Source organism: Myxococcales bacterium, from assembly GCA_022184915.1.
Lineage (GTDB): Bacteria > Myxococcota_A > Polyangia > Fen-1088 > Fen-1088 > JAGTJU01.
This window is the reverse complement of the sequence record JAGTJU010000001.1, coordinates 1,390,566-1,413,873: the sequence shown is the minus strand read 5'-3', so window position 1 is coordinate 1,413,873 and position 23,308 is coordinate 1,390,566. Positions and strand designations below refer to the sequence as shown.

General features: G+C 65.2%; 25 protein-coding genes and 1 pseudogene. 6 read left to right on the top strand and 20 right to left on the bottom strand.

All coding sequences use genetic code 11. The features are described 5' to 3' along the window. Positions 1 to 4: 4 nt before the first annotated feature. Both kdpA and KA712_05860 read right to left on the bottom strand, forming a co-directional pair. Positions 5 to 1,747, bottom strand: coding sequence for a potassium-transporting ATPase subunit KdpA (gene kdpA, locus KA712_05865; GenBank protein ID MCG5052466.1), 1,743 nt, complete (start codon positions 1,745 to 1,747; stop codon positions 5 to 7). Further along, positions 1,744 to 1,836 (bottom strand): potassium-transporting ATPase subunit F, encoded by a 93-nt coding sequence (locus KA712_05860; protein ID MCG5052465.1) that lies wholly within the window; start codon positions 1,834 to 1,836, stop codon positions 1,744 to 1,746. Before KA712_05860 ends, kdpA begins: the two co-directional genes overlap by 4 nt. 340 nt (positions 1,837 to 2,176) lie before the next feature. Between KA712_05860 and KA712_05855 the strand changes: the two genes are divergently transcribed. Together KA712_05855 and KA712_05850 are read left to right on the top strand one after the other, a co-directional pair. Then, a complete protein-coding gene (locus tag KA712_05855; GenBank protein ID MCG5052464.1) occupies positions 2,177 to 4,336 on the top strand; it encodes a cation:proton antiporter in 2,160 nt (719 codons plus the stop codon). Positions 4,337 to 4,338: 2 nt separating this feature from the next. After that, the gene (locus KA712_05850; GenBank protein MCG5052463.1) at positions 4,339 to 5,163 is read left to right on the top strand and encodes a helix-turn-helix domain-containing protein; all 825 of its coding nucleotides are present in this window, start codon (positions 4,339 to 4,341) and stop codon (positions 5,161 to 5,163) included. A gap of 6 nt (positions 5,164 to 5,169) precedes the next feature. Here the strand turns inward: KA712_05850 and KA712_05845 are convergent, their stop codons facing one another. From KA712_05845 to KA712_05825, 5 genes and pseudogenes are all read right to left on the bottom strand, one after another. Beyond that, positions 5,170 to 6,651 carry a hypothetical protein gene (locus tag KA712_05845; protein MCG5052462.1) on the bottom strand — a complete coding sequence of 494 codons (1,482 nt, stop codon included), beginning with the start codon at positions 6,649 to 6,651 and terminating at the stop codon, positions 5,170 to 5,172. A gap of 151 nt (positions 6,652 to 6,802) precedes the next feature. Beyond that, complete coding sequence (locus KA712_05840) at positions 6,803 to 7,141, bottom strand: hypothetical protein (protein ID MCG5052461.1); 339 nt, start codon at positions 7,139 to 7,141, stop codon at positions 6,803 to 6,805. Position 7,142: 1 nt separating this feature from the next. Further along, the gene (locus tag KA712_05835) at positions 7,143 to 7,532 is read right to left on the bottom strand and encodes a metalloregulator ArsR/SmtB family transcription factor (protein MCG5052460.1); all 390 of its coding nucleotides are present in this window, start codon (positions 7,530 to 7,532) and stop codon (positions 7,143 to 7,145) included. A 70-nt stretch (positions 7,533 to 7,602) separates the two neighbouring features. Next, entirely contained in the window at positions 7,603 to 8,454 is an 852-nt protein-coding gene (locus tag KA712_05830) for a GTP-binding protein (GenBank protein ID MCG5052459.1), read from the bottom strand. Positions 8,455 to 8,458: 4 nt separating this feature from the next. Next, a pseudogene (locus KA712_05825) lies at positions 8,459 to 8,554 on the bottom strand (hypothetical protein). Between the two features lie 247 nt (positions 8,555 to 8,801). Between KA712_05825 and KA712_05820 the strand changes: the two are divergent. Then, a complete protein-coding gene (locus KA712_05820) occupies positions 8,802 to 9,515 on the top strand; it encodes an NAD-binding protein (GenBank protein MCG5052458.1) in 714 nt (237 codons plus the stop codon). On the opposite strand, the gene KA712_05815 is transcribed toward KA712_05820, so the two are convergent. The 11 genes from KA712_05815 to KA712_05765 all read right to left on the bottom strand — a co-directional run bounded on the left by KA712_05815 (position 9,512) and on the right by KA712_05765 (position 19,276). Then, the gene (locus tag KA712_05815; GenBank protein MCG5052457.1) at positions 9,512 to 9,832 is read right to left on the bottom strand and encodes a monovalent cation/H(+) antiporter subunit G; all 321 of its coding nucleotides are present in this window, start codon (positions 9,830 to 9,832) and stop codon (positions 9,512 to 9,514) included. The genes KA712_05820 and KA712_05815 overlap by 4 nt on opposite strands. Further along, complete coding sequence (locus KA712_05810) at positions 9,829 to 10,098, bottom strand: hypothetical protein (protein MCG5052456.1); 270 nt, start codon at positions 10,096 to 10,098, stop codon at positions 9,829 to 9,831. Before KA712_05810 ends, KA712_05815 begins: the two co-directional genes overlap by 4 nt. An 18-nt stretch (positions 10,099 to 10,116) precedes the next feature. After that, the gene (locus KA712_05805; protein MCG5052455.1) at positions 10,117 to 10,617 is read right to left on the bottom strand and encodes a Na+/H+ antiporter subunit E; all 501 of its coding nucleotides are present in this window, start codon (positions 10,615 to 10,617) and stop codon (positions 10,117 to 10,119) included. Next, positions 10,614 to 11,315 (bottom strand): hypothetical protein, encoded by a 702-nt coding sequence (locus KA712_05800; GenBank protein MCG5052454.1) that lies wholly within the window; start codon positions 11,313 to 11,315, stop codon positions 10,614 to 10,616. Before KA712_05800 ends, KA712_05805 begins: the two co-directional genes overlap by 4 nt. After that, a complete protein-coding gene (locus KA712_05795) occupies positions 11,308 to 11,988 on the bottom strand; it encodes a hypothetical protein (protein MCG5052453.1) in 681 nt (226 codons plus the stop codon). Before KA712_05795 ends, KA712_05800 begins: the two co-directional genes overlap by 8 nt. Continuing rightward, positions 11,982 to 12,359, bottom strand: a complete 378-nt coding sequence (locus tag KA712_05790) for a sodium:proton antiporter (protein ID MCG5052452.1) — start codon at positions 12,357 to 12,359, stop codon at positions 11,982 to 11,984. Before KA712_05790 ends, KA712_05795 begins: the two co-directional genes overlap by 7 nt. Further along, on the bottom strand, positions 12,356 to 12,790 hold the full coding sequence (locus tag KA712_05785; GenBank protein MCG5052451.1) for an MnhB domain-containing protein: 435 nt from the start codon (positions 12,788 to 12,790) through the stop codon (positions 12,356 to 12,358). The genes KA712_05790 and KA712_05785 overlap by 4 nt, the downstream gene beginning before the upstream one ends. Further along, a complete protein-coding gene (locus KA712_05780; protein MCG5052450.1) occupies positions 12,787 to 14,913 on the bottom strand; it encodes a DUF4040 domain-containing protein in 2,127 nt (708 codons plus the stop codon). Before KA712_05780 ends, KA712_05785 begins: the two co-directional genes overlap by 4 nt. 269 nt (positions 14,914 to 15,182) lie before the next feature. After that, a complete protein-coding gene (locus tag KA712_05775) occupies positions 15,183 to 16,187 on the bottom strand; it encodes a serine/threonine protein kinase (GenBank protein MCG5052449.1) in 1,005 nt (334 codons plus the stop codon). Between the two features lie 162 nt (positions 16,188 to 16,349). Beyond that, positions 16,350 to 17,873, bottom strand: coding sequence for an insulinase family protein (locus KA712_05770; GenBank protein ID MCG5052448.1), 1,524 nt, complete (start codon positions 17,871 to 17,873; stop codon positions 16,350 to 16,352). Then, the gene (locus tag KA712_05765) at positions 17,870 to 19,276 is read right to left on the bottom strand and encodes an insulinase family protein (protein ID MCG5052447.1); all 1,407 of its coding nucleotides are present in this window, start codon (positions 19,274 to 19,276) and stop codon (positions 17,870 to 17,872) included. The genes KA712_05770 and KA712_05765 overlap by 4 nt, the downstream gene beginning before the upstream one ends. Positions 19,277 to 19,430: 154 nt before the next feature. On the opposite strand from KA712_05765, the gene KA712_05760 reads away from it, so the two are divergent. Further along, complete coding sequence (locus tag KA712_05760; GenBank protein ID MCG5052446.1) at positions 19,431 to 19,955, top strand: sigma-70 family RNA polymerase sigma factor; 525 nt, start codon at positions 19,431 to 19,433, stop codon at positions 19,953 to 19,955. A 419-nt stretch (positions 19,956 to 20,374) separates the two neighbouring features. On the opposite strand, the gene KA712_05755 is transcribed toward KA712_05760, so the two are convergent. Further along, positions 20,375 to 20,731, bottom strand: a complete 357-nt coding sequence (locus KA712_05755; GenBank protein ID MCG5052445.1) for a hypothetical protein — start codon at positions 20,729 to 20,731, stop codon at positions 20,375 to 20,377. Positions 20,732 to 20,776: 45 nt separating this feature from the next. Then, a complete protein-coding gene (locus KA712_05750) occupies positions 20,777 to 21,598 on the bottom strand; it encodes an enoyl-CoA hydratase/isomerase family protein (GenBank protein ID MCG5052444.1) in 822 nt (273 codons plus the stop codon). Between the two features lie 277 nt (positions 21,599 to 21,875). Here KA712_05750 and KA712_05745 point away from each other — a divergent pair, with 277 nt between their 5' ends. Beyond that, entirely contained in the window at positions 21,876 to 22,874 is a 999-nt protein-coding gene (locus KA712_05745) for a sodium-dependent bicarbonate transport family permease (protein MCG5052443.1), read from the top strand. An 8-nt stretch (positions 22,875 to 22,882) separates the two neighbouring features. Then, entirely contained in the window at positions 22,883 to 23,191 is a 309-nt protein-coding gene (locus KA712_05740; GenBank protein ID MCG5052442.1) for a hypothetical protein, read from the top strand. Positions 23,192 to 23,308: the final 117 nt, after the last annotated feature.

The window sequence follows — 23,308 nt, the reverse complement described above, 5'->3', positions numbered from 1 at the left end:
TCTTTCAGCGAGCGGAGAGCTGGAGGTGCTCGACGACAGGCCCGAGCGCGAGCGCCGGAATGAATGTGAGCGCTCCCACCAGGACGATGGCACCCACAACGAGGCCAACGAAAAGGGGCCCATGCGTAGGCAAGGTCCCCGCACTTGTGGGCACATGCTTCTTCTTAGCCAGCGCGCCCGCGATGGCCAGGACGGGAACGATGACCCAGTACCGCCCTATCAGCATGCTCAGGCCGATCGCCGTGGCATAAAAGGGCCCGCTCGCCGTGAGGCCTCCGAACGCAGACCCGTTGTTGTTGGCGCCCGAAGAGAACGCGTAGAGGATCTCGCTGAAGCCATGCGCGCCCGGGTTTCCAAGGGCCTCGACGCCCGCGGGGAACCTACAGGCGAGCGCAGTTCCGAGCAGGACAGCAGACGCCGGAAGCAGAATGACGAGCGATGCCATCTTCATCTCGAAAGCTTCAATCTTTTTCCCCAGGTACTCGGGGGTGCGCCCCACCATCAACCCGGCAAGGAAGATCGCGATGATGACGTAGGCAAGCATCCCGTATAAGCCGGAACCCACACCACCAAACACAATCTCCCCGAGCTGCATGAGCCACAGAGGGACAAGACCTCCCAGAGGTGTAAAGCTATCGTGCATGGCGTTCACCGACCCGTTGGACGCCGCCGTGGTCGCCGTGGCCCACAGCGCGCTGTTGGCGATACCGAAGCGCAGCTCTTTGCCCTCCATGTTGCCTCCCGGAGCGAAGGCCGATGCGCGCTGCTCCACACCCTCGGCGGTAAGCTTGGGGTTTCCCGCTTGCTCGAAGGTCGTGGTCGCCACAGCCAGGGGGAGGAACAAGGCCAGCATCGCTGCAAATACGGCAAAGCCCTGACGTCGGTCCTTGACCATGGCACCGAAGGTGAAGCACAGCGCAGCCGGGATGAGCAGGATGGCAAGCATCTCGATGAAGTTCGACAGCGGCGTCGGGTTCTCGAACGGATGGGCCGAGTTGACGTTGAAGAAGCCTCCACCGTTCGTGCCGAGTTGCTTGATGGCGATCTGCGATGCCGCTGGCCCCAGAGCCAGCAGTTGGTGGGCAACGTCGCCCGTGTCGGCCGTCGTGAGATCGAGCAGCCGTGCCGTGGCCGCACCGGCAAACGTCTGGATCACCCCCTGCGAGACGAGGAGAAGTGCCAGCAGAAAGGAGAGCGGCACGAGCACATAGAGCGTGGATCGCGTCAGGTCGACCCAAAAGTTTCCAAGTCCCTCGGAGCTGCGCCTGACGAATCCTCGTATGAGCGCGACCAGCACGGCCATGCCCGTGGCCGCCGAGATGAAGTTTTGTACGGCCAGCCCCAGCATTTGCGTGAGGTGGCTGAGGGTCGTCTCACCACCGTACGCCTGCCAGTTTGTGTTGGTTGCAAAGCTCACCGCCGTGTTGAATGACACTTCCGGGGAAACGCTCCCGAGCCCTGCGGGATTGAGCGGCAAGAGGGACTGCGCGCGGGCGAGCGCATACACGGCCAGCACCCCCAGAAGATTGAAAAGCAACACGCTCGCGGCGTACGTCTTCCAGGTCATCTCCCGCTCGGCGCGTATTCCGCCCACGCGGTACACGAGCCTCTCGAGAGGGCCCATGAAGCGCCCGACGAGCCGCGCCTCGCCTGAGTACACCCGCGCCATGTACGCGCCAAGCGGCAAGGCAAGCCCAACCAGCGTGCCTACGTAGACCGTGAGCTGCAAAATCGCGGACGCGGTCATGAGAGTGTCTCCGGCACGAGCAACGCGACGCCGAGGTAGAAGAAGAGCAGCACGGCCACGATGCCACCTGTGACCACGAGAGGTGTCATGGGGAGATCCTTTCACAAATGACAACGAATCCCCAGGTCAGCAGGAAGAAGGCAACGATGAGGGCGATGAAGAGAAGGTCCATCGGGTACTCCTTGAAGGTTCGATGGTCAGATGGAGGTCCCTGGTACTCTCAGGTTTAGCCCGTGGCGGATCGGATTCGGGTCAAGCTTCGCATCTCTTCTGTCAAGAAAAGATCAAGGACAAGACGCAGGACGCACACCGTGACCATCTGCTCTCGGCGGAGAATCGATGTGCAAGGCCTCGCTCCTGTTAAGTGACAACTTGACACCCAGGAGACGCTGTTGTTAAGTTGTCGCTTAACGCAACTCCGGAGGACGCATGCCGCACCTGGAATGGAGCCCGCTCACCCTGCTACTGGCCCAGATTGGCGTAATCATCGCAGTGTCGCGTTTGTTGGGCCTCCTGGGCCGATGGCTTGGCCAGCCGCTGGTCATCGCAGAAGTGCTTGCGGGCATCGCCCTCGGCCCCTCCTTGTTGGGTTTGCTGTGGCCTGACGCCATGGCGGTGCTGTTTCCGCCAGCCTCCATGCCCGTACTGAAGATGCTGAGCCAAATGGGGCTCGTCCTGTTCATGTTCTTGATCGGCCTCGAACTGGATCCCAAGCTCCTCAAAGGGCGAACGCACGCCTCGGTGGCAATCAGTCATACCAGCATCATCGTGCCATTTGGACTGGGCGTTGGTGCGGCTTGGTGGCTGCGCGACGCCTATTCCAGCCCCGACGTGGCCTTCGTGCCGTTCGCCCTTTTCCTCGGCACTGCAATGAGCGTCACAGCTTTCCCCGTTTTGGCACGCATCCTCTCCGAACGTCATCTCTTGTCGTCGAGGGTTGGGGCCATCACCATCGCGTGCGCAGCGGTGGACGACGTGACGGCATGGTGCTTGCTCGCCTTCGTGGTTTCGATTGCTCGCGCCGGTGCGATGGTGGAAGCGGTGTGGACCACAGCGCTCGCGGTGGGCTTCATCATCGGGATGATGTTTGTGGTCCGACCCTTCATGCGCCGGCTGGGCGCGCGCGTAGGCGGTCAAGACGGCCTGAAACCGTCGGTCGTGGCCATCGTCATGCTCTTGCTGATTGCATCGAGTACGCTTACAGAGCTGATCGGCATTCACGCCCTATTCGGTGCTTTCATGTTCGGCGCCATCTTGCCGAAGGAGGGCCGGATGGCCGAAGCGTTGGCCGATAAGTTCGAGGTCGTCGCGGTGGTCTTGCTCCTGCCGCTCTTCTTTGCCTACAGCGGATTGCGTACCCAGATAGGTCTCGTCGACACGGCGGCCGACTGGGCTGTGACAGCCGTGATCGTGCTGTTGGCCACTATCGGAAAGTTTGGCGGAAGTGCCGTGGCGGCCCGGTTGACAGGGCTTCGTTGGCGAGAGGCCAGCGCTGTGGGCGTTCTCATGAACACCCGCGGCCTCATGGAGCTCATCGTGCTCAACATTGGCCTCGATTTGGGTGTCATCTCCCCTGTGATGTTCACCATGCTGGTCATCATGGCGCTTGTCACAACCTTGATGACCACGCCGATCTTGCGCTGGTTCTATCCCGATGGGGAATTGGCCAAAGATCGGATCAAGCCGATTGATTCGGTACCCTTGCCGTCCTCCGTTGCGCCCTACACGGTACTGATGTGTGTTTCGGAAACGTCTCCGGGAACCGCCATGGCCGCTGTGGGATCCAAGCTGAAGGGGCAACAGCAGTCTGCCTCGCGCGTCTTTGGTTTGCACCTCTGGAGCCCCACCCACCGCCCCAGTGTGGAGCTACGCCGGGGATCGAGTGAGGCGCACGAAGGGCCTCTCGACACGTTTATGCAGAAGGCTGAGTCAATGATGCTCGAGGTTCGCCCTCTCGGTTTCGTATCGGCAGAACCCGCAGTGGATATCTGCCGTACAGCCGAGGCCAAACAGGCTTCCCTGGTGCTCCTGGGTTCTCACCCTCCAGTCCTGCTGGAAGGTCGCTTCGGAGGTACCGTGAATGACGTTCTACTGAACTCGAGCAGCCCCGTGGGGGTCCTGGTCGATCGGGGTCTCACCAAAATCCAGAACGTTCTGGTCGCCTTCTCCGGTGGCTCTGAGGACCGTGAAGCCCTTCGACTCGCACAGAAGCTGGGGGAAGGCGAGGGGGTACAGTTGACGCTACTCCACGTCGTCAAGCCAGGCAAAGCCATCGCACCGGGCGACGGACGAGCCCAGATCGATAAAGTCTTCGAGGAGCCTGATCACGGCGGCAAGATTCGGGTTAGGGTCGTCGAACACCAATCTGCGACGGAAGCGGTGCTGGCGGAATCGAGGCGAGGCTACGACCTCATCGTCATGGGAATGAACCCATCCTGGGGCCTGAGCGACGGTGTGTTCAGCCGGAAGCGGCAGCGCGTGCTGGCAGAAAGCTCTGTATCGGTATTGGTCGTGCATCCTCCCGCAGTCCAACGTGGACAACCCAGCGAGGCTGCTTTGTCGAGACTGGTCGACATGCCTTCAGTGTAGCCATGCACTTCGGCGCCACGCTTCGATTGCTTAGAATGGCCTCGGGGATGGGCCTGCGCGATCTCGCGCGCAGGCTTGGGGTATCGGGAAGCTATCTGAGCCGCGTTGAGAACGGAATCGACCCTACGCCGACTCCGAATCGTCTCGAGGCTTTGGCGAAGGAGCTCGACATTCCTCCGACCCTGCTCATGGAGTTGGCCCATCAGTTGAGCCCCTTGGTATCAGATTACCTGGACCGAGAGCCGGAGGCTGGGACGTTGTTCTTACAGATCGCACATCGTCGACTGAGCGGCGCCCAGCTGGCGAAGGTTCGGGCGTTTATCGATAACGAATTCCCCTTGGCAGCCGATCCTAGCCCTGCACAACGTAGGCAGCGAGCGGTGGACCTGCTGTCCAGCGAACGGATTGTGCTTGGCCTTACCTGCACAGACATGGACGACGTCATCGACGTCGCTGTAGGACGTATGCGTGGCGTGGTCCCAGCGGCTGAGCTGTCCAGGTTGTCGGCCGCAGTTGCGAAGCGAGAGCGCGAGTCGGGCAGCTTCATGGGAGGAGGGATCGTCGTGCCAAGCGCCTACGTCGCTCAGGCTACGCCAGCCGCGGCCATGGTCACGCTGGCTTCCCCGCTTGCTTGCGCTGCCCCCGACGCGCTGCCTGTGCGGCTGATGATCTTGCTTGTGGCCCCCCCCGACCACCAAGGACATCTAGTCAGTCTCGCGCAGATCGCCCACCTGTCTGCGCGTGGGCTCGTCGATCGCGTTTGTGCAGCTCGAACACCCGAGCAAGCTTTGCAGCAGATGGAGATTCTGGAAGCGTGGCGGGGGTAGAAGCGCTCAGGGGGCCCGGGGGCTCACGGCGGGTCCGTCACCCGTGGGCAGCTGCATCACCTTGTCGATCACGAGCCTGTCGACCTTCGCGTTCGACTCGCGTCGCTTGAGCGTGAACGTGTTGCTGCCCGCAGCGGTGACGTTGATTGTGCCGAGGTACGCCCAAATGAACGACGCGCCCAGAGTGCCACCGGAGACCAAGGTATTGGTTCCCGCGTTGAGCCGGAAGTAGAGTGAATCCGAGCTATTGGCATCGAAGCGGCGGCGCGCGTAGGCGTGGTAGGTGCCCGTACCGGTGAAAGAAAGCGCGTAATTCAGCTCCGCCGAAGCCTCGAGCGGATCGTCGGCTGCCTTGACGTTGAAGTTCGGTGTGGGCACCACCACGTAGCCCGCTCCCATGAACCCGGTGTCCGTCGTTTGCACGACCCAGTCGAAGTCGCCGTTCGGGGTGGCGCTGGTGAAGTCCTCGGCCTCGAAGACGATGCGACCCTCCTGCTCCAAGAAGGCGCCCGTCGAGCCGGCACCCACCGTGACGTTGACGGTGGCTGACTTCGTGGTTTGCCCAAGGCCGTCGTGGGCCACGGCCGAGAGCGCCCGCGCGCCCGACATGAGCGTGATGTTGGCCAGCGAAAACGGCGGGGCCGTCACTTCACCGAGTGACATCTCTCCATCGAAGAACACCACCTTGGCGATCGCGTCGCCCGTGGACGTGGCGGTGGCCTGTAAAGTCGTGGGCAAGCCCGCGGGGAGCGTGGCGTTTGCGGCGGGTTGGGTCAGCGCCACCGTGGGCGGTCCCACCAGCGTGAAGGAGACGGGCGTCGAGTTGGCCGTTTGTGCGTCACCCGTCACGGCCCGCGCCACCAAGGTGCGCATGCCCGTCGGAAGCGGCGGAAAAGATACGGTGAAGGGCGCGGTCGTCGACGTGCCGAGGATTGCGTCGCCCTCCACGATCTCGACCCGTGCAATCGTGGCGGGGGCCGCGACCGTCGCGGTCACGAGCACCTCCACCGCCATCGACCCAGGGACTTTGCTGCCGGCTGTAGGCTGGGTGATGCTTATGGTCGGCGTGGGCGCCGTCGCTCCGCCCGTCCCCCCCCGTGCCGCTGCCCCCGGTACCGCTGCCCCCCCGCACCGCTGCCCCCCGTGCCGCTGCCGCCCGCACCGCTGCCCCCCGTGCCACTGCCGCCCGAGCCACCCTTCCCGCCCGAACCGCCACCCCCCCTGACCGCCGGAGCCGCCGGAGCCACCCTGGCCGCCCGAGCCACCCTTACCGCCTGACCCTCCGGAGCCGCCCTTGCCGCCTGACCCCGCAGAGCCGCCTCCGCCAGAGCCCGCCTGGCTGCCGCCGGCACCGTCGTCATCATCGTCGTCGTCGGTGGTGCCGCCCCCGGAGGTCGAGCAGGCGAAGAGCAAAGAGGCCGCCAGGGCCAGCCCCAGGGGCAATCGATAAGAGGCGTGCACAGCCAGGTTCCGAAAAGGTCGACGCATAGTTTGTTAACCAAACCGCAATCTTGACCTCACCGTCATTGAGCCCTCTCAACCAATGACATGGTGCGACAATGTCGCTCATGCACGCCTCGGTACGTGGTCCCACCACCAGGCCTGACGCCCACCTTCACTCCCCCGGAGGAGGCGGTGGTTACGCCAAAGGCCCGTGGTCGTCGCAGTGGTCGCCGTGGGCGTGATGCAGATGGCCGCCCACCAAATAGTCCGTGTGGTCATCATGCGGAACCGCCTCGTGGCCGCAGCCCGGTGCGTGCTTGTGGCCGGCCTCGTGGCCCGTACAGGCATGCGACGGTGTGCAGTCTGCGGGGTTGCGCGCGCTGCGCGCGATCACGTGTTCGTCGCAGTGATCGCCGTGCACGTTGTGCAGATGCCCATCGTGAAGGTAATCGGTATGCCCCTCGTGCGTGACCGCGGTGTGGCCGCAGTGGGGACCGTGGGTGTGAACGTGAGATTCGTGTTTGTTGCAGCTCATTTTAGACCTCCTCGCTCTCGTCGTTGTCATCGGAAGCGCCCTCTTCGAGCGCGTGTTCCACCGTGGTTTTCACCAGGGCCGCCACGTGTCGATCACGCAGCTTGTAGAAAATGTGTTTGCCCTCCCGCCGACGGCTCACGAGCCGCTCCGCCCGCAGCGTGCGCAGACGCTGGGAGACAAGCGACATCTCATCCCCGCTCTCTTCCGCCAGTTCGCTGACGCACATCTCGCCCTCCATCAGCCTCACCAACAGGCGCAAGCGCCCATGCTCACCGGCAGCCCGCAGGAACCCGGCAGCCCGTTCCAGGGCCGCTTCGTCGAGAGGCGCGTGAACCCGCCGCCCGTGGGTATGCGGTTCGGGGGGAAGAGAGGAAGGGACTCGCTTGTTCATTTGAACGAATGTGCAAATGATAGAGCGAAAGCAGCCCCCTGGCAAGCGCACCCGGCAACGACGGGCGGGGTCAGGGTGTGGGTGTCAAACCTGCCAGGTCGTCACGCAGACGGCCTTCGTCGAGGCTCGGGCCCACCAACACCAACACGGGCTCGACATCGCGCTTCTTCAGAGGATAGGGGGAAAGCTCGACCTCGTCTTCGACCCGCTGAAACATGCGCTTTTCGCCAGGCGTATCCTGAAATTCCACCACGCCCTTGGCCCGCACCACCTGCTTGGGCAGGCCCTGCAAAAAGGCCATAAAGGCGCTGCGATCCACGGTGCTGGGAAGCGGCAAAGACAGCGCGGCGAAGTGGTGCGCGTGGTGCGGGGGCCCCGAGGCCGGGGGATCCGCCTCCAAAGAGCCCGCGGCCACCTCCACGCGGGTGGCCAGCGCGACCATCTCGGCCATGAAGTCCCCGGGCTCCACGAAGCGCGCCGCCGGGTTCACCTCGCTCACCGAAGCGATGACCTTCTCGAGGCGCGCCGCAGAGACCTCGTCTCGTCGCGAGACGTAGACGTGGCTGGCGGTGCGGAGCTGGTGCGCCTCGAGGTGGTTGCCATGCCAGCGGCGATCCCAGCGTTTGGCGTCCACCACGGACAGCTGCACGGGAGCCGTGAACGCGGGCAGCCGCACCGAAGCGGCCAACATCAGCAACAAGGCGGCCGCGTCGGTGGTGCCGTTCGTCTCCACGAACATGATGTCGCGGGGGGCATGGCGATGTCCGCTGAGCGCGCCCACCAGTTCGTACTGCGAGCTGCAACACACACAGCTTCCCGTGATCGGAATGACGCTCGCCAGCTCCGAACGCAGCCCCTCGGCATCCACGCGGGCGTTGGCAAAGTCGTTCAGGATCACGTGGGGGCGTGAGCCACAGCGCACGGGCCTCTCCGATCAGCCGTTTGAGCAACGTGGTCTTGCCGGCTCCCAGGAAGCCCACGAGCAAAACCAACGGCGTTTTCGGGGTGCGAGGCTCTTCCATGCACGAAGCAGCCTATAGGGCCCGCCCCGCCCGTCAACCGCCGCGGTCACGCCGAGGTCGCGGAGGCGTAACCCGCAGGTGTCCACAACGTATATTCCACCCTGGCTAGCTTACCCCCGCACGATCCTGCCTTAACCTCGGGGCGCATGCTCCGGCACCTCGACCCTGCGCACCGCCGCATCGCCCAGGGATTCGTGTTCCTGGGCGTCATCTGCGTGCTCTCGGTGGGCGGGTACGCGGCGCTGGGGTGGCCGGTCTCGGACGCGGTCTACATGGTGATCATCACGATCTTTTCGGTGGGCTACGGGGAGGTGCACCCGGTCACCGGCGGCGGGCGCTGGTTCACGTCTGCGGTGGTGACGCCACATCCGACGACGTGCTGCGCGCCGCCGGCATCGCGCGCGCGCGGGCGCTGGCGTCCGTGTTGCCCAACGACGCGCTGAACGTCTTCATCACGCTGACGGCCCGCAACCTCAACCCGGACCTGCGCATCATCGCACGCGCTGAAGACCCCGCTTCGGAGTCGAAGATGCTTCAGGCCGGCGCCGACAAGGTCGTGCTGCCCTCGACCCTCTCCGGCGAGCGCGCCGCTCAGATGATCCTGCGCCCCACGATGGTGGACTTCTTCACCGATCGCGACCTGTCGGTTCTGGAGCGAGAGCTGACCGCGCTGGGACTGGACATCGATCAGTTCGAGGTGGACAACCGGTCTCGCCTCATTGGACGAACGGTGGGTGAGCTCGAGAGCAGCGGCAACGGGGGATTTCTCGTCATGGCCGTCAGGCGGGCGGGTGGCAGTTTGGTCCGGAACCCACCCAAGACCTTTCCCTTCGCCGAAGAAGACAGCGTGCTCTTCCTGGGGCACACCGAAGACATCCCGGCGCTGCGCCAGGCGTTCTCCATTGCCAACGTGCGGCCCGCCGTCCACCGGGTCACCTACCGGGGCGCCCGCGGCGGCTAGGACACCTGGGGGCCCGCCGGCGGCTTGCCCCGGGCGCTGCTGCGAAACACAGCCGCGCGACCGATGACGTGTGACGAGATCGGGGCGGTCAGCAGTAAAAAAAGCGCCGTGATCGAGGCGCGCCCCACGAGGGCCACATCGAAGGTGCCCACAGATGCCAGGAGCAAAGGCACCACGCCGATGAACACGGCCTTGCTGGTGACGTGAAGGCGCTGAGGCGTGTCCGTCATGCGGACGAGGCCCAGCACCGCCACCGCCATCGTGACGAGCCCCATGCCCACGAGCCCCGCCGCGACCAGCTGTACCAGGAACCTCATCGCAGCACCTGCCCGCCTTGCAGCCAGCGCACCGCCGCCAACGTGGCCACGAACGACAGGAGGGCCACCAACATCGCCGCGTCCAGGTAGTAGGGCGCCCGCTTCACCAGCGACAGCGCCGCCAAAACGCCGACCAGCACCAGCGCCACGAACTCCAGCACCAGCACACGGTCGAGCGGATCTTGCATCCGGATAAACAGGATGAGGGCGGCGAACTGGATGCAGACAAAGCCCACCAGGGCCGCCAAGAACATGAATGCCAACACGTCATGACCTCCTTCTGCTCACGGAATCACGTGCCTTTGCGTGTGTTCGTAAAACCGCAGCTGCTCGGCCACGACCGTCGCGGGGTTCGAGGCGTCGAAGGCGTGAACGGTGTAGATGCGTCGCTCCCAATCGATGTCCACCAGGACCAGGCCGGGGGAGAGGGTGGCGATCCACCCCGTGGCCAGCACCCCGGATACGGAGCGCGCCCCAAAGGGCACCTCGACCAACCCCTGGGGCGGTATGGGCTTGCGGCCAATCACCACTTGAAAGACCTGCCAGGCCCCTCGCACGATCTGCCCCATCACCACGCCCACCAGCACCGGTGTAAAGAGCAACGCCCGGGTGGTGGCACGCCAGCGCGATCGGTACGGCCCTCTTTCGTTGAACCTCCATAACAGCGCCGTGAGCACAACCGCAAGCCCTCCGCCCATCAGCAAGTCGGGCAAGGAAAACGAGTTCACGAGGGCGCCGTAAAGGAGCGCCAGAATGAGAATTCTCAGCACCCACCGCGCGATCAAGGTCCACGCCCTTCCATGAGCTCGCGGGCGCCGCGGGCCGCGAAGGCGTAGAGGGGCGCTGGCCACAAGCCGAGCCCCAACACCAGGGCCACGAGGCCCCACGTCACGGCTCTTTGGGCCAAGGGTAAAGCGGGCGCAACGGGCGAATCGCGCCATGCCCCTCGTTGATAAGCGGGGTAAACGTAGAGAAAGGACAAGGCGCTCGCGGCCATGAGCACGACGCTCGTGACCAGGGCGCCCGCGAGCCAGCCAGACTCGAAAAGGGAGAACTTCGCCCAGAATCCCAAGGTGGGCGGCAAGCCCGTAATGCTGAAGGCCGCGATGGCGAACGACACCTTGACCATGCGTTTGTCGTTCGGCGCGGCCAAGAACCCAAGTCCCTTGTTGAGGGCGTTGGTCAGGGCGTAGACGATCGCGGCCGTGTACCCAGCCACACCCCCAATCCCCACGGCCAGCCAAATGAAGCCCGCCTGCGCCACCGAAGAATAGGCGAGCACCCCGCTCGTGGTGCGCTGGGAGATGGCGGCGATCCCACCGTATAAGGCGCTCGCGCCGCCCAACACCAGCAGGACGGGACGCCCCAGGGCCAGCTGCGCATGAAGAACCTGGACACCGAAGCGCAAAATCCCGTAGCTGCCAATGCAGGCCACCGCTCCGGCCAAAAGGGCCGTGACGGCCGTCCGCGAGCCTCTATACACGGTGGGTAGCCACAGGTGAAAGGGGGGAAAGGCCGAGCTTGAGGCTGAACGCCACGAAGAAGGCGGTGGCCAACCCCAAGGCGGCGCGGGGCGGTTGACGTGCGAGCGCGCGGGATACGTCGTTCATGTCGAGAGCGCCCGTTTGGTGGTAGAGGGCCGCGATTCCCAGCAGGAACAAGACCGAGCCCACGACGTTGACCGCCATGAACACGTACGCGGCGTGGATCTCGCGGCGCTGCCCTCCGTAGGCCGTGAGGGCGAAGGAGCTGGCCATCGCGATCTCGAAGAAGACGTAGAAGTTGAACACGTCGGCCGTGAGAAACAGGCCGTTGAGCCCCGCAAGCAAAACGACGACGAGCGCGGGGAACATGCGGTGCTCGACGTGGGCTCCGAGCTCGAAGGCAAATGCGGCCGTGACCACCGCACTCACCACCACGGCAAACGCAACGCCGGTCGCGTCGGCCCGCAAGCGGATGCCGATGCCGGCGGGCCAGCCGCCCGTCACCAGGACGCGCGGGCCGTGGGCCCAGACCTCGGCCGCCAAGATCACGGTGCACGCCAAAGTGGCCATGAGGAGGGCAAGCGCCAAGAGGCCCACAGCGCGGCGTCGGCCGTCGAGGGCGCCCAGGAGCACGCCCCCCACCCAGGGCAAGACCAAGCAGAGGGTCAGCACCAGGAGTCCTCCCGCGGATCGAAATCGTCATCGCCCACCTCGGCCCGTGCAACCTCCTGCAGCAGCAACGTCCTGTGTGCAACGAAAAGCCGATAGGTAAACGCCAGGAGCACGGCCGTGACGGCAAAACCGATCACGATGGCCGTCAGCGCCAGGGCCTGCACGACGGGATCGGCCACATCGCCTGCCCGCTCGTCGAAGGGCAGAATCGGCGCCGCCGGCGCAGCGTCGGATACGGCCAGAAGGAAGAAGATCACGGCGTTCGTCAGCAACACGGTGCCTGCCACCACCCGCAGCGCCCCCGGGTGCAGCACCAGGTACACCCCACATCCGAACAAGACCGCCACGGTCGCGGACAACAAGAGGATCACGGCGCACGCTCCGGGCGGGGCTTGGCGATCCAGTGAAGCATGGACACGAGGCCACCAAAAACCGTGAGAAACACCCCGGCGTCGAAGAGCAAGGCCGTGTGCACTTCCAGCATGCCCACGTACGTCACGTGAGCCCCGGGCGCGGGGAAATGACTTACGGGCGCCCTTCCCAGAACACCGGGGCCGAAGGTCACGGCCAGCGCCAAAGCCAGCCCCCATCCCGCGGCAGGGCCTGCCCACAAGACGGGCAGGAAGGCCTCGACACGCCGCTGCCCAAAGGCCACGTACTGCAGCAGCACACCGGTGGCTGCCACCACGCCTCCGGCGAAACCATCCCCCGTGCTGGCGTAACCGCGGACGAGCAGCGCCACCGCCGTCACCAGGATGGGAGCCAAGAGGATACGGGCCCAGACACGTACAAAGAAGCTCACCGGCGAAACTCCTGGCCCCGCATCAACGCCATCACCGTGACGAGGGCGATGGCCACCACGCTGATCTCACCCATCGTATCGAGCCCCCGGAAGTCCGCGAGCACCACGGTCACGATGTCCTTGCCGTGGGCAAGCGGCGCCAAGCGCACGTACGCGTGCACCAGATTCCGGGCTTCGGGAAATGACAGCGCCTGCCAGGAGATCACGAGTGCCACACCCGCACCCGCGACGGCAACGGCCAGGTCTTTAGGGCGGGGTCGTCGGGCCAGCGAGTCCTGCAGGGCCGACGGGGGATACAGAGCCAAGATGGACAAGAAGAGCAGCGTGAACATCGTTTCCACCAACACCGCCACCATGGCCACGTCAGGGGCCCCTAGCAGGGCGAAACTCACGGCCAGCGCGTACCCGACCATCGACAGGGCCAGCACCTGAACCACATAGGCATGCGGGCCTACGGCCACCACCGCGGAGACCACCACCACGGTCACGCTGGCCACGAGGGGCACATGCGGCCAGCTCATCGGGCCTACGACAAAGCGGGCTTCGCCGTAGGAAAAGAGGGCCGCCAGGGCCACCAAGACCCACGCGGGCGCCAAGGTCACCGAGAGGCGATCAGCGAGCTCGCGCGCCTCTTGGCGGGTCACCCCGCGGGACAGGGCCCGTGCGCTCCTTACGGTGGCGTCGTAGACACCCGTGAGCTCTGCCAGCGCGAGGGCGCGTGCCCGCAGCGCGGGCCTGCCCGTGCGCGACCGGCGCCATGAGAGGCCGCCCAGAAACAGGAGCGTGCCGAAGACATACGCGGCCAGAGCCATGAGGGGAAGCGGCGTGAGCGCAATGTGATAGCGGGTGGCCAGGTGCTGGGTTTGTGAAGACGCTTCGGTCGCCCCGCGGGCCAAGGCCGCGACGGGATCGGGCCACACACCGCCTCCGAACACCACGAGCCCAAGCAAGGCCACCACGGCCGTCATGCGCCGGGGAAGCGGAGGCAGCTTCGGCCCCCGCTTGCCCCCGAAGAGGCCCCACCAAAACCGCGCCATGTAAGCGAGCGTCAAGGCAGCAGCCAGCACGCCAAACGCAGGCCACAGGCCCCCGCGCTCGCGAAGGGAGACGAAGAACCATTCGTCCTTGAAGTAGCCGAGCGTGAGCGGCGCCCCCGCGAGCGCGAGCGCCAAGAGGCCACAGGCCACGCCCACGACGGGCATACGTGCGAAGAGCCCCTCCACCTTCGAGAGCCGGTCGGCCCCCGTGGCCTCGATGACGATGCCCGCGCAGAGAAAAAGCCCACACTTGGCCGGAGCGTGGGCCAAAACGTACAGCGTGGACGCGGCCAACGCCGTGGGCCCCGTGCCCGACAGGAGCACCACGACGTAGCCGTATTGAGAGATGGTGGAATACGCAAGGATGCGTTTGAGACCATCGGCCTTTAGCGCAAGCGCACTGCCCACCACGATCGAAGCCACGCCACACGTGGCAAGCACCGTGCGGGCCACGAAGCTCTGCGCGAGCAAGGGGTGAAGCCGGGCGAGCAGGAACACGCCCGCCGCCACCATCGCGGCCGAGTGCAAGTAGGCAGACACCGGCGTGGGAGCCGCCATGGCCCGCGGCAGCCAAAAATGCAGGGGAACCTGGGCACTTTTGGCCAACGCCGCGATCAGGATGAGCACGAGCGCGAGATCGTCGGCCGGTCCGTCCAGCTGAAGACGCGCGAGCTCGTCGACAGAGAAGGTGCCGTGCTGGGCATGCAAACCGATGGCCCCCATCAAAAAAGCGATCGCGCTCACGCCTGTCACCACGATCGCGGTCAAGGCTGCGCGGCGAGCCCTCGCCGATTGCCGGTCGAAGCCGATGAGCGCATAAGACGCGAGGGTGGTGCCCTCGAAGGCCACGAAGAGCCAGATGAGATCGGTCGCCAGCACCAAGGCGGTCATGGTGGCCATGAAGGCGAAGAACAGAACGAAAAACCTGACCAGCTCGCGTCCACGCCGCTCATGAGCGTGCAGGTGGTGCGGCATGTACCCGGTGGCATAAACAGCCACGAGCACACCGATGCCCACCACCATCAGCAGATAGGCCTGCCCGAGGCCATCGAGCACAAAGGCGCTTGCGAGGTCGAGGGCTGGCATCCAGGGACCCCTCGTCACGTCGAGCCCTCGGCAACCGCACGCGAGCGCCCCTCCGCCCCACCCTGGGACGGGACGAATCGATCTCGAGCGACGCCCCTGGCGTTCACCTGACCCACCACCACCTTCACCTTCGCTCCTGCCCGTCGCGCGCACGAAACGCGCTGCCGGGTGGGAGTAGTCTGGTCGACGGGTGGGCCCGTCGCAAGGTGGTCGCCCCCGGGCGTCGTCGCGTGCCGAGGAAACCGGGCGACGTGCGCGAGGCCGGGCCTTCAGACCCTCGGGGCCGCGCGTTTTCCGAGGTGGCGCGCTTCAGCCACCGCGCGGCCGAGAAGACGATCGAAGCCCACGCCTTCTTTGTCCTCGCTCTTCGTCAAGAGGGAGGCCAGCTCCGAGGCGACCACGCGAGCCGAAGGGTAACGCGCAGACGGTTTCGGGGCCAAGAGCTTGTCGATGATCGACAGCAGCTTGCGGGGCAGCTTCGCGCGCGCCTTGCCGAGGGGTTCGATCTCGAGCGCCTTGATCTTGCGCAGCACTTCGCGATCGCTATCGCCTTCGAAGAGCTTGCGTCCCGCCAGCGCCTCCCACAACACGGCCCCGAACCCAAAGAGGTCCGTGGTCTCCGAAGCCGGAGCTCCTGCGAGCAGCTCGGGAGCGAGGTAGGAAAACTTGCCCTTCACGATCCCCGGCGACGTCAGGCTGGTGAGGCGATCCCAGGCACGCGAAAGCCCGAAATCGGCCAGCTTCACGATCCCGTTTTGGGCCAAGAGCACGTTCGGCGGCGAGATGTCCCTGTGAATGACGCCTGCGGGACGCCCTTCCGCATCCACGCGCTCGTGCGCGGCGGAGAGGCCGCGGGCAAGACCGATGCCCATCACCACCACCAAAGGCCACGGCATTTCGCGGCCGTTCGCCCGCAACGTTTTGACGAAGGTGCCAAGGTCGATGCCTTCCACCCACTCGGTGACGAGGCAAAACAGACCATCGGTGTCTTCGCAGAAATCCAAAACCTGCACGAGGTTGGGGTGGGTGAGCTCGGCGCCTACCCGTGCTTCCTCGACGAACATCTCCAATGAGTGCGGCATGGCGCGCAGCTCGGTTTTGATCTTCTTGAGCGCGACCCACCGAGAAAACCCGGCGGCCCCCCGCACGCGGGCCCTGTACACGCAAGCCATTCCCCCTTCCCCCGCCAGCTCGAACACCTCGTAACGTCCAGCCACGAGCCTTCCCGTGAGAGACTCGGATACATCGGGAGCGACACTGAAGGGCAGATTCACGTCCGCGCCATCATACACCCAGTCGACGGCAGACAAAACGGGTTCAAAGCTTCGCGCGGGAGGCTGTGGTCCCGCCCGCGCTGCGGGAACGAACCCGTGTTTCTCGCCCGTTGCGAGCACCCCTGCGGCGGGCCGTTCCGGTGCTTCAGCGCGGTCGCACCGTCATGGGCCTCGCGCCTCGGGGACAAAAGAGGCGCACGGATCGCGGCTGGGTTCGGGGAGGAGATTGCCAGCGGCATCCAGGATGGAAAGCTCCACTGGCCCCCATCGTCCTGCCTTCATGAAACGACAGAGGTCGGGCAGCACCAGGTCGGCAGCACCTACGACAACCACCTTCATCTCATCCAGGTTTGCGTAGGGGGCAACCTGTCTTTCCACCTCATCCCTGGTCAGTCCGGCAAGCTCGTCCTCGGTATCGTCGCGAAGGGCGAGGCCGTGTACCAGGCGATTCCGGTAGAACCACAAAATTCCCTCGTTGGTCTCGAACGTCGCAGGGAGCTTCCCCGAGATCGCCCTCGTCTCGCGCGAGAACTCCTCTTGGGACAAAGGCCGTTCATGCGTACCCAAATCACGGAGCTCCTTTAACATCTCGCTCAGCGCGGGAACGGTCTTGTCGGGCTCGACCTGTGTGCGAACGAACAGACCGCTGGCGCCCTCGACATAGTCGAGCCATGCCCCAACACCATAGGTCCATCCTTTGCTTTCGCGCAGATTGAGGTTGAGCCGGCTATCGAAGCTAGCGCCCAACAGGTTGACCACCAAGGTTCTGGCTACGCGCCCTGGCGCTTCGATGGGGGGGCCCAAGCCCAGGATCATGACCACGCTTTGGACGGCGTTCGGGGCATCAGAGACGTACACCCGCAGGCCGCCCTGACGCTGCGGCCCGGCGTCCGCACTCGGACGTGGCATGGGACGCGCCGGCGAGCCTTCCCGTCGCGACAGAAACGTCCCAAGATGAATTTCCAGGTCCGCTGGCGCGATGTCTCCTGACGCCACATAGAAGGCGTAACCGCTCCTGAGCACGTCACGGTAAAAGGCATCGCAGTCGGCAAGAGTGACGCGACCGAAAGAGGTCGCTGACGCAAGTCGCCCCTCGGGATGAGTGCGTCCGTACAGGGCCGGCAGGGCGATACGGTTGGCGCGGCCGTGGAGCGTGGCTTGCTCTTGCGCGATGGTGTTTTGCCTATCCTGCACGAGCCGCGCGAGGGCATCTTCTCGCAGGCGCGGGTGTTCGACCATCGCGCGGAACAGGGCGAAGGCCTTCTCCTTGTAGGCCGAGGAGAACGATGCGTGCAACGTACTGTGCCTCGGGGAGGCAAAGGCACCCACGGACACACCCCAACGTGCGGCCTCTCGATCGAACTCTTGCTTCCCCAGACTCATCGTCCCCTGTTCGAGAAGGTTCACGCAGAGGTCGGCGCGCCCTTCTTTCCCGATGGGATCCGTGTCACGCCCCCCTTCGATCACCAGCTGCAATTCCACCAAGGGAAGGCGGGGACGCGAGACCACGAAGACGTCGATGTTGGACGAGAGGCGCGCCGCCTGCGGCAAGGGCTGCAAAAACGGTGGCTCGATCCCTGGAGCGGGCTGCGTCTGCCGGTATGCGGCGGGCAGAACGGTCAGCCGAGGTGTCCCGCACCCCACGAGCGCGATCGCCAAAAGGAAAGACCAGAGCTGACACGTCATGGTGTCGCTCCCGGGACCACGAGAAGTTCAACGTGGGGCGCCCGCAACCATCGCCTGGCCGCTTCCTGGATGCGCGTGGGCGTCGTCCGGGAGAAGCGCTGCACATCTGCATCCAGCCCGTCAGGATGATCCAGCAGTGATTTCAGCGTGTGGAGGATTTCGGCTCGCGTATCGAGCGGCTCGATAGCTCGGTAATGGCTGAGCTCACGCTCGACCACGGACGTCTGAAAATCAGCAGCGGACACGGGCGACGACACGAGCTGGTCGATGGCCTCACGGATCAACGCCTTGACCCCCTCGACGGGCGCCGCGTCGGTGAGCGTGATCGTCAAAAAGAGCAGGCCCACCTCACGGAACGCCGAGACTTTGCAGGACGAGCTCGTGGCCCAGTTCTTCTCGAACACGAGCGTTCGATGGAGCCATCCCCGGGGCCCCAACAGGTCCGCAGCCATCGCCACCTCTGCTTGCTCCGGTTGCAAAAACGCGGGCATATGCCACGCGTACCGAAGCTGGCGCAGGGTGGCAAGCTCGTCGGCCACGGTCACCGCCTTCGTCTGCGCGAGGGCGATGCGCGGGGAAAGCGCCCTGGGTGGCGCCGAGCCACGCGGGACGTCGGAGAAGAACCGTTCGACAGCGCTTCGAGCCTCCTCGTAAGCGAATCGTCCCGCCATGACGAGGGTCATGTTTCCGGACACATAGTGAGTTCGATAGAACGTCTGTGCATCCGAGAGGGTGATGCGAGACAAGGCTTCGTGCTCGCCGATCACCAAATTGTGAAACCCGTGGCCATGCGGGAAGAGCAGCTTGAAGATGGCCAACTGGGCGCGCTGATAGGGGCGCGTTTCGAACGCCTGCCGTCTCTCGTTACGCACGACTGCGATTTGGTTCCGCAGCCGCTCTTCAGTCAAACGGGGCAGAAAGAATCCAACGGAGTCGCTCAGAATCCACAAAGCGGCTTCAAGCTGATGCGACGGAACGGTTGCGTAAAAACGGGTACGTTCGAAGTTCGTTTGGGCGTTGACGTTGGTTCCACCGATGGCGTTGAAAACGGAGAAATACCCATCTTCTGGCAGGTGGGCGGAGCCTTGCAGGACGAGATGCTCAAACAGGTGCGCCAACCCGGGGTGCTCGACGCCATCCTGAGCGCTTCCCACATGGACGAACAGGTCCAACGCAACGCGAGGAGTCGTCTCGTCCCTTTGAAGAATGTATTCGAGTCCGTTGTCGAGCCGCCCTCTTTCGTACGGCAGGTCGAGACGCAAGGGGCTCGTCGCACGACCCGGCTCGGCCGACGCGGAAAGTTTCGTGCTGGCGCAGCCAACCAGGCAGAAGCAAAGAGGGAGGAGCGCGACGGGGGCCCGGAGACGGGACCTCACCGAGCCCCGGTGCGTTGTTGAGTTCATGGGTCTTGAGTGGCCGTGGCCCGCCCGCACGACGAGCGCCTGGCTCGATTTCTTGATAGGCCGGTTCGCCCGAAAGAATTATCTACAACCCTTCGTTGAAACGACCATGAGCGGCCACACAGCCTCGGTGGAGACGATCTTATGCTTACCGAGCATGCGCTCGGCCCCCTGGCCGACTTCGCCCGAGCAGCTCTATGTCGAGTACGGAGAGACTGTCTGGGGCTTTCTTCGACACATGGGGATCGGAGCCTCGGCTATCGATGACGCCGTGCAAGAGGTGTTCCTGGTGGTGCACCGAAAATTTTCCGGGTTTCGGTTCGAGTCGACCCCGAAGACCTGGGTGCTGGGAATCGCGCTCCGCGTTGCGAAGGACTTCAGGCGAAAGGCCGCGAGGTACCAGCGCCTCTTCGATCCGACGCACGACCCCGAGTCGACCACGTGGTCACGGGCCATGGCGCCAGACGAGACGCTGGCCGCTCGACAGCAGTGGCAAGCGTTGTGTGCCTGTCTCGATGAGCTTGAGCAAGGCCAAAGGCGCGTGTTCGTGCTCGTCGACCTGCAGGGCTGCGCGGTGAAGGAAGCGGCGGAAATTCTCCGCGTTCGACCTTCGACGGCATCCAGCCGGCTTCAGGTCGCGCGCCGCATTGTCAACGCATGGGTCGAGCGCATGGAACGTTAGCCAAAGGGGATCATCGGTGAATCAACGACGTAGCCACCCTTTCCGGAACGAGAGCCGCGCACGCAAGCCGTCTGACCCCACCGAGCTTTCGACGGAGGCCAGAGTGTTCCTGCAGCAAGCCCGTCGGCACGGCTGCCCCACGGGGCATGATTTGCAGCGGGTCGGGCAATCCCTACGCGCATCCCGGGACGCCGAAGGTCCACGCTCACAGGCCCGCGCGAGGCGGGCACGGTACGGAGCTGCCGCTGCCTTGCTTCTGCTCGTAGCGAGCAGGCTACTGCCCTGGGAGAGCGCCTCCCAAGGAGCCGTTTGGATGTCGGCAGCCCACGCGCCGGTTGAAGGCGCTGCGGGCGGCGGCCATGCGGGGGGCGTGGGCGGAGGCACCTGAAAAAGCGCGCCTCATCGCGTGGCTTCCCGCTTCAATGAATGAGTCCGTCCGCAGGTGCAGGGAAGGCCCGGCGGGCCTGCAGCACGAGCTGCATGGTGAACGTGGTGCGGGGCACGCCAAAGCCGATGCCGATGTCCACCACCACGCGGCCGTTGTCGACGTCTTCGGCCGTCATCGTCTCGCGGCCGCAGCGTACGTAGACGGCCTCATCGGGCGTCGCGCCTTCGATGAGCCCCTGTTGCCATTCGTGGGTGAGACATCTGCTGACCGTCGCCCGGATGCGAGCCCAGAGCGGCTCGGCAGAGGGTTCGAGCTCCACCCATCGGAGCTCGCGTGCGAGCATTTTCCGAAGCCCCTGGCAGTACTCGCGATCGGCCGGACGAATCACCTCACGAGTATAGGGGACGCGGGCGTACGTCGAGGCCTGCGTCGCTCAGAGGGTCTCACCGCGCGCTTTGGCGGCCACACGCGCGGCAGCCGCGGCAAGCCGCTGTCTCGTTTCAGACCAGAGCGTGCTGGCCGCCTGCGCGAAAAGCTCGTGTTCCACAATCGCCTCGAGCTCGGGAGGGTCCGAAAGGCGCAGCGTGGCCTTCGTGGCGCGCATCATCGGATCCACGCCCGAGGCCACCTCCCGGGCCAAAGCGCGGCCCCGCGCCGCCAGCTCAGCTTCGGGAACGCAGGCGAAGGCCAATCCGCTGTCGGCGGCTTGCCGGCCGTCGAAGGGTTGGCCGAAGAGCAAAGCGGCCGCGGCTCGTTGAGGGCCCACGCGCGCGCTCAGCATGGCCGAACACCCACCGCCCGGGTGAAGGCCCAGCCGATCGAACCCGGTCATGAAGAGCGAGCGGGGGGTGGCCAGCACCACGTCCGCCGCCAGCGCCAGGTTCAGGCCCGCGCCCACGGCGGCGCCGTCCACCAGGGCCAAGGTGGGTTTGGGACACGCGCGCAGCGCCAAAAAAGGGGCATAAAGCCGTCGCAAACGCCGCAAACGCTCCTGCTGGCCCGGCTCGTCGGCGGCAAGCCCCGCGATGGCTTGCAGCTCGGCCAGCGCCGCTCCGGCACAGAACGCAGGAGGTGCGCCGGTGACCACCACCACCGCCACGTCGGCGGCCTCGCTGGCCTGCGCCAGGGCCTGCGCCAGCGCGTCGGCAAGGCTGGGGTCCAAAGCGTTTCGCCGAGACGGATCCGCCAGCGTCAACGTGGCCACACGCTCCTTAAGGTCCACCTGTAAGCGAGGGTCGGCGGGCAACTCGGTCATGAGGACAGTCTGCCCGTCCCCCACCACCATCGCAACGCGCGACCGGGCGCGATCCACCTCACGACCCGGGCTGGGCCTTCAGGGCGGTGATCGTCAATGTATCGGACGCGATCCATAGGTTCTTTCGCAGGTCGCCGACAGGCTTTTCTATTTGCCTGGGGCGCGCGTTTGGGCGACAGATTGCAGCCGTGTTCCCACACCCGAGCGATCCGGCCATGCCCCTGGCCCCACGCCTCCTCTTGCCGTTTCTGCGCGTCTGCCGTGCGGAGGGCCCGACATGAACGTGCTCGCCGACCTCGCGGCCCAGAATCTGCTGTCACCCATGGTGCTGTCTTTTGCGCTCGGCTTCCTCGCCGGCCGGCTCAAGTCCGACCTCTCGATCCCCGAGGCGGCCAGCAAGGCGATCGCCCTTTATCTGATGGTGGCCATCGGCTGGAAGGGCGGCACGGAGCTGGCCCACGCGGGACTGACCGCGGCGGTGGCAGCGTCGGCGTTCGTGGCCGTGGGGCTCAGCCTCACGCTGCCCGCAGTGGCGTTCGCGCTGTTGCGGCTCATGACCCGCGTGAACCCCGTCACGGCCGCCGCGATCGCCGCGCACTATGGCTCGGTGAGCGTGGTGACCTTCGTCGCCACCACTGCCTTCCTGTCCGCACGCCACGTCGCGTTCGAGGGGCATGTCGTGGTGATGATGGCCCTCATGGAAACACCAGCCATCGTGGCAGGCCTGCTGCTCGCGAGGCGCTTCGCAACGGAGCGCCGCACCCCCGGTGGGCCCCTGCTCTCTCGTGAACTCGCACGAGAGGTCTTCTTGAGCGGCAGCGTGGTCCTGCTGCTCGGCAGCTTTGGGATCGCCTGGGTCTCCGGCACCCGGGGCGCACCGGACGTGCTTGCGCCGCTCGTGGGCACGCCCTTCAAGGCTGTGCTGTGCTTCTTCTTGTTGGACATGGGGCTCTTGGCGGCGCGGCGCCTCGGGGGGGCCTCGGGCTTCGACCCGCGTCTTTTGATCTTTGGCCTCGTGATGCCGCTCGTGGGCGCGGTCATCGGGCTCGGTGCCGCCTGGGTGCTTTCGCTCTCGGCAGGAGGAGGCACCCTGCTCGCCGCGTTGACCGCAAGCGCCTCGTACATCGTCGTGCCCGCGGCGATGCGGTTGGCTCTGCCCGAAGCCAACCCGGGGGTTTACGTCACGCTGGCGCTAGGGGTGACGTTTCCCTTCAATCTCGTGGTAGGTATCCCGCTTTATCACGTGGTCGCGCGGGCCTGGTTGCCGCTGCCGTGAGGAGATCCATGCAGCTTCATCTGAAAAAGCGGGTTGAAATCGTGGTGGAGGCGCCCCGCGCGCCGAAGCTGCTCGAAATGATCGACGAAGCCGGCGCCAAGGGCTACACCGTCATTCGTGACGTATCGGGCCGTGGCAACCGGGGTGTGCGGGGCGACGGACACGTCTCGGACGTCTTCCAAAACGTGCTCATCATCGTCATCGCCGCCGAGCCGATCGCCCTGCGCATCCTCGAGCGCTCGCAGGTGCTCCTGGAAAGCTACGCAGGGATCGTGACGATCAGCGACGTCGAGGTCATCCGCGACGAGCATTTCTGAAACGAGTCGGGGGGCTCGAAGGGCCGTACCGCCTCTTGTGAGCGAGCGGTTACGAACAATTGGGAAAGAGGGGCGCAAAGCTGCCGGGTTGAGTTCGACAATTTTACCGGTGGTCGC

Excerpts from the sequence above, each read along its gene's own strand:
- KA712_05850 (MCG5052463.1), top strand. The coding sequence starts at position 4,339 with ATGCACTTCGGCGCCACGCTTCGATTGCTTAGAATGGCCTCGGGGATG.
- KA712_05750 (MCG5052444.1), bottom strand. The coding sequence starts at position 21,598 with ATGACCGAGTTGCCCGCCGACCCTCGCTTACAGGTGGACCTTAAGGAG.
- KA712_05860 (MCG5052465.1), bottom strand. The coding sequence starts at position 1,836 with ATGACACCTCTCGTGGTCACAGGTGGCATCGTGGCCGTGCTGCTCTTC.
- KA712_05760 (MCG5052446.1), top strand. The coding sequence starts at position 19,431 with ATGCGCTCGGCCCCCTGGCCGACTTCGCCCGAGCAGCTCTATGTCGAG.
- KA712_05840 (MCG5052461.1), bottom strand. The coding sequence starts at position 7,141 with ATGAGCTGCAACAAACACGAATCTCACGTTCACACCCACGGTCCCCAC.
- KA712_05745 (MCG5052443.1), top strand. The coding sequence starts at position 21,876 with ATGAACGTGCTCGCCGACCTCGCGGCCCAGAATCTGCTGTCACCCATG.
- KA712_05780 (MCG5052450.1), bottom strand. The coding sequence starts at position 14,913 with ATGCCAGCCCTCGACCTCGCAAGCGCCTTTGTGCTCGATGGCCTCGGG.
- KA712_05835 (MCG5052460.1), bottom strand. The coding sequence starts at position 7,532 with ATGAACAAGCGAGTCCCTTCCTCTCTTCCCCCCGAACCGCATACCCAC.
- KA712_05765 (MCG5052447.1), bottom strand. The coding sequence starts at position 19,276 with ATGAACTCAACAACGCACCGGGGCTCGGTGAGGTCCCGTCTCCGGGCC.
- KA712_05770 (MCG5052448.1), bottom strand. The coding sequence starts at position 17,873 with ATGACGTGTCAGCTCTGGTCTTTCCTTTTGGCGATCGCGCTCGTGGGG.
- KA712_05815 (MCG5052457.1), bottom strand. The coding sequence starts at position 9,832 with ATGAGGTTCCTGGTACAGCTGGTCGCGGCGGGGCTCGTGGGCATGGGG.
- kdpA (MCG5052466.1), bottom strand. The coding sequence starts at position 1,747 with ATGACCGCGTCCGCGATTTTGCAGCTCACGGTCTACGTAGGCACGCTG.
- KA712_05740 (MCG5052442.1), top strand. The coding sequence starts at position 22,883 with ATGCAGCTTCATCTGAAAAAGCGGGTTGAAATCGTGGTGGAGGCGCCC.
- KA712_05855 (MCG5052464.1), top strand. The coding sequence starts at position 2,177 with ATGCCGCACCTGGAATGGAGCCCGCTCACCCTGCTACTGGCCCAGATT.
- KA712_05845 (MCG5052462.1), bottom strand. The coding sequence starts at position 6,651 with ATGCGTCGACCTTTTCGGAACCTGGCTGTGCACGCCTCTTATCGATTG.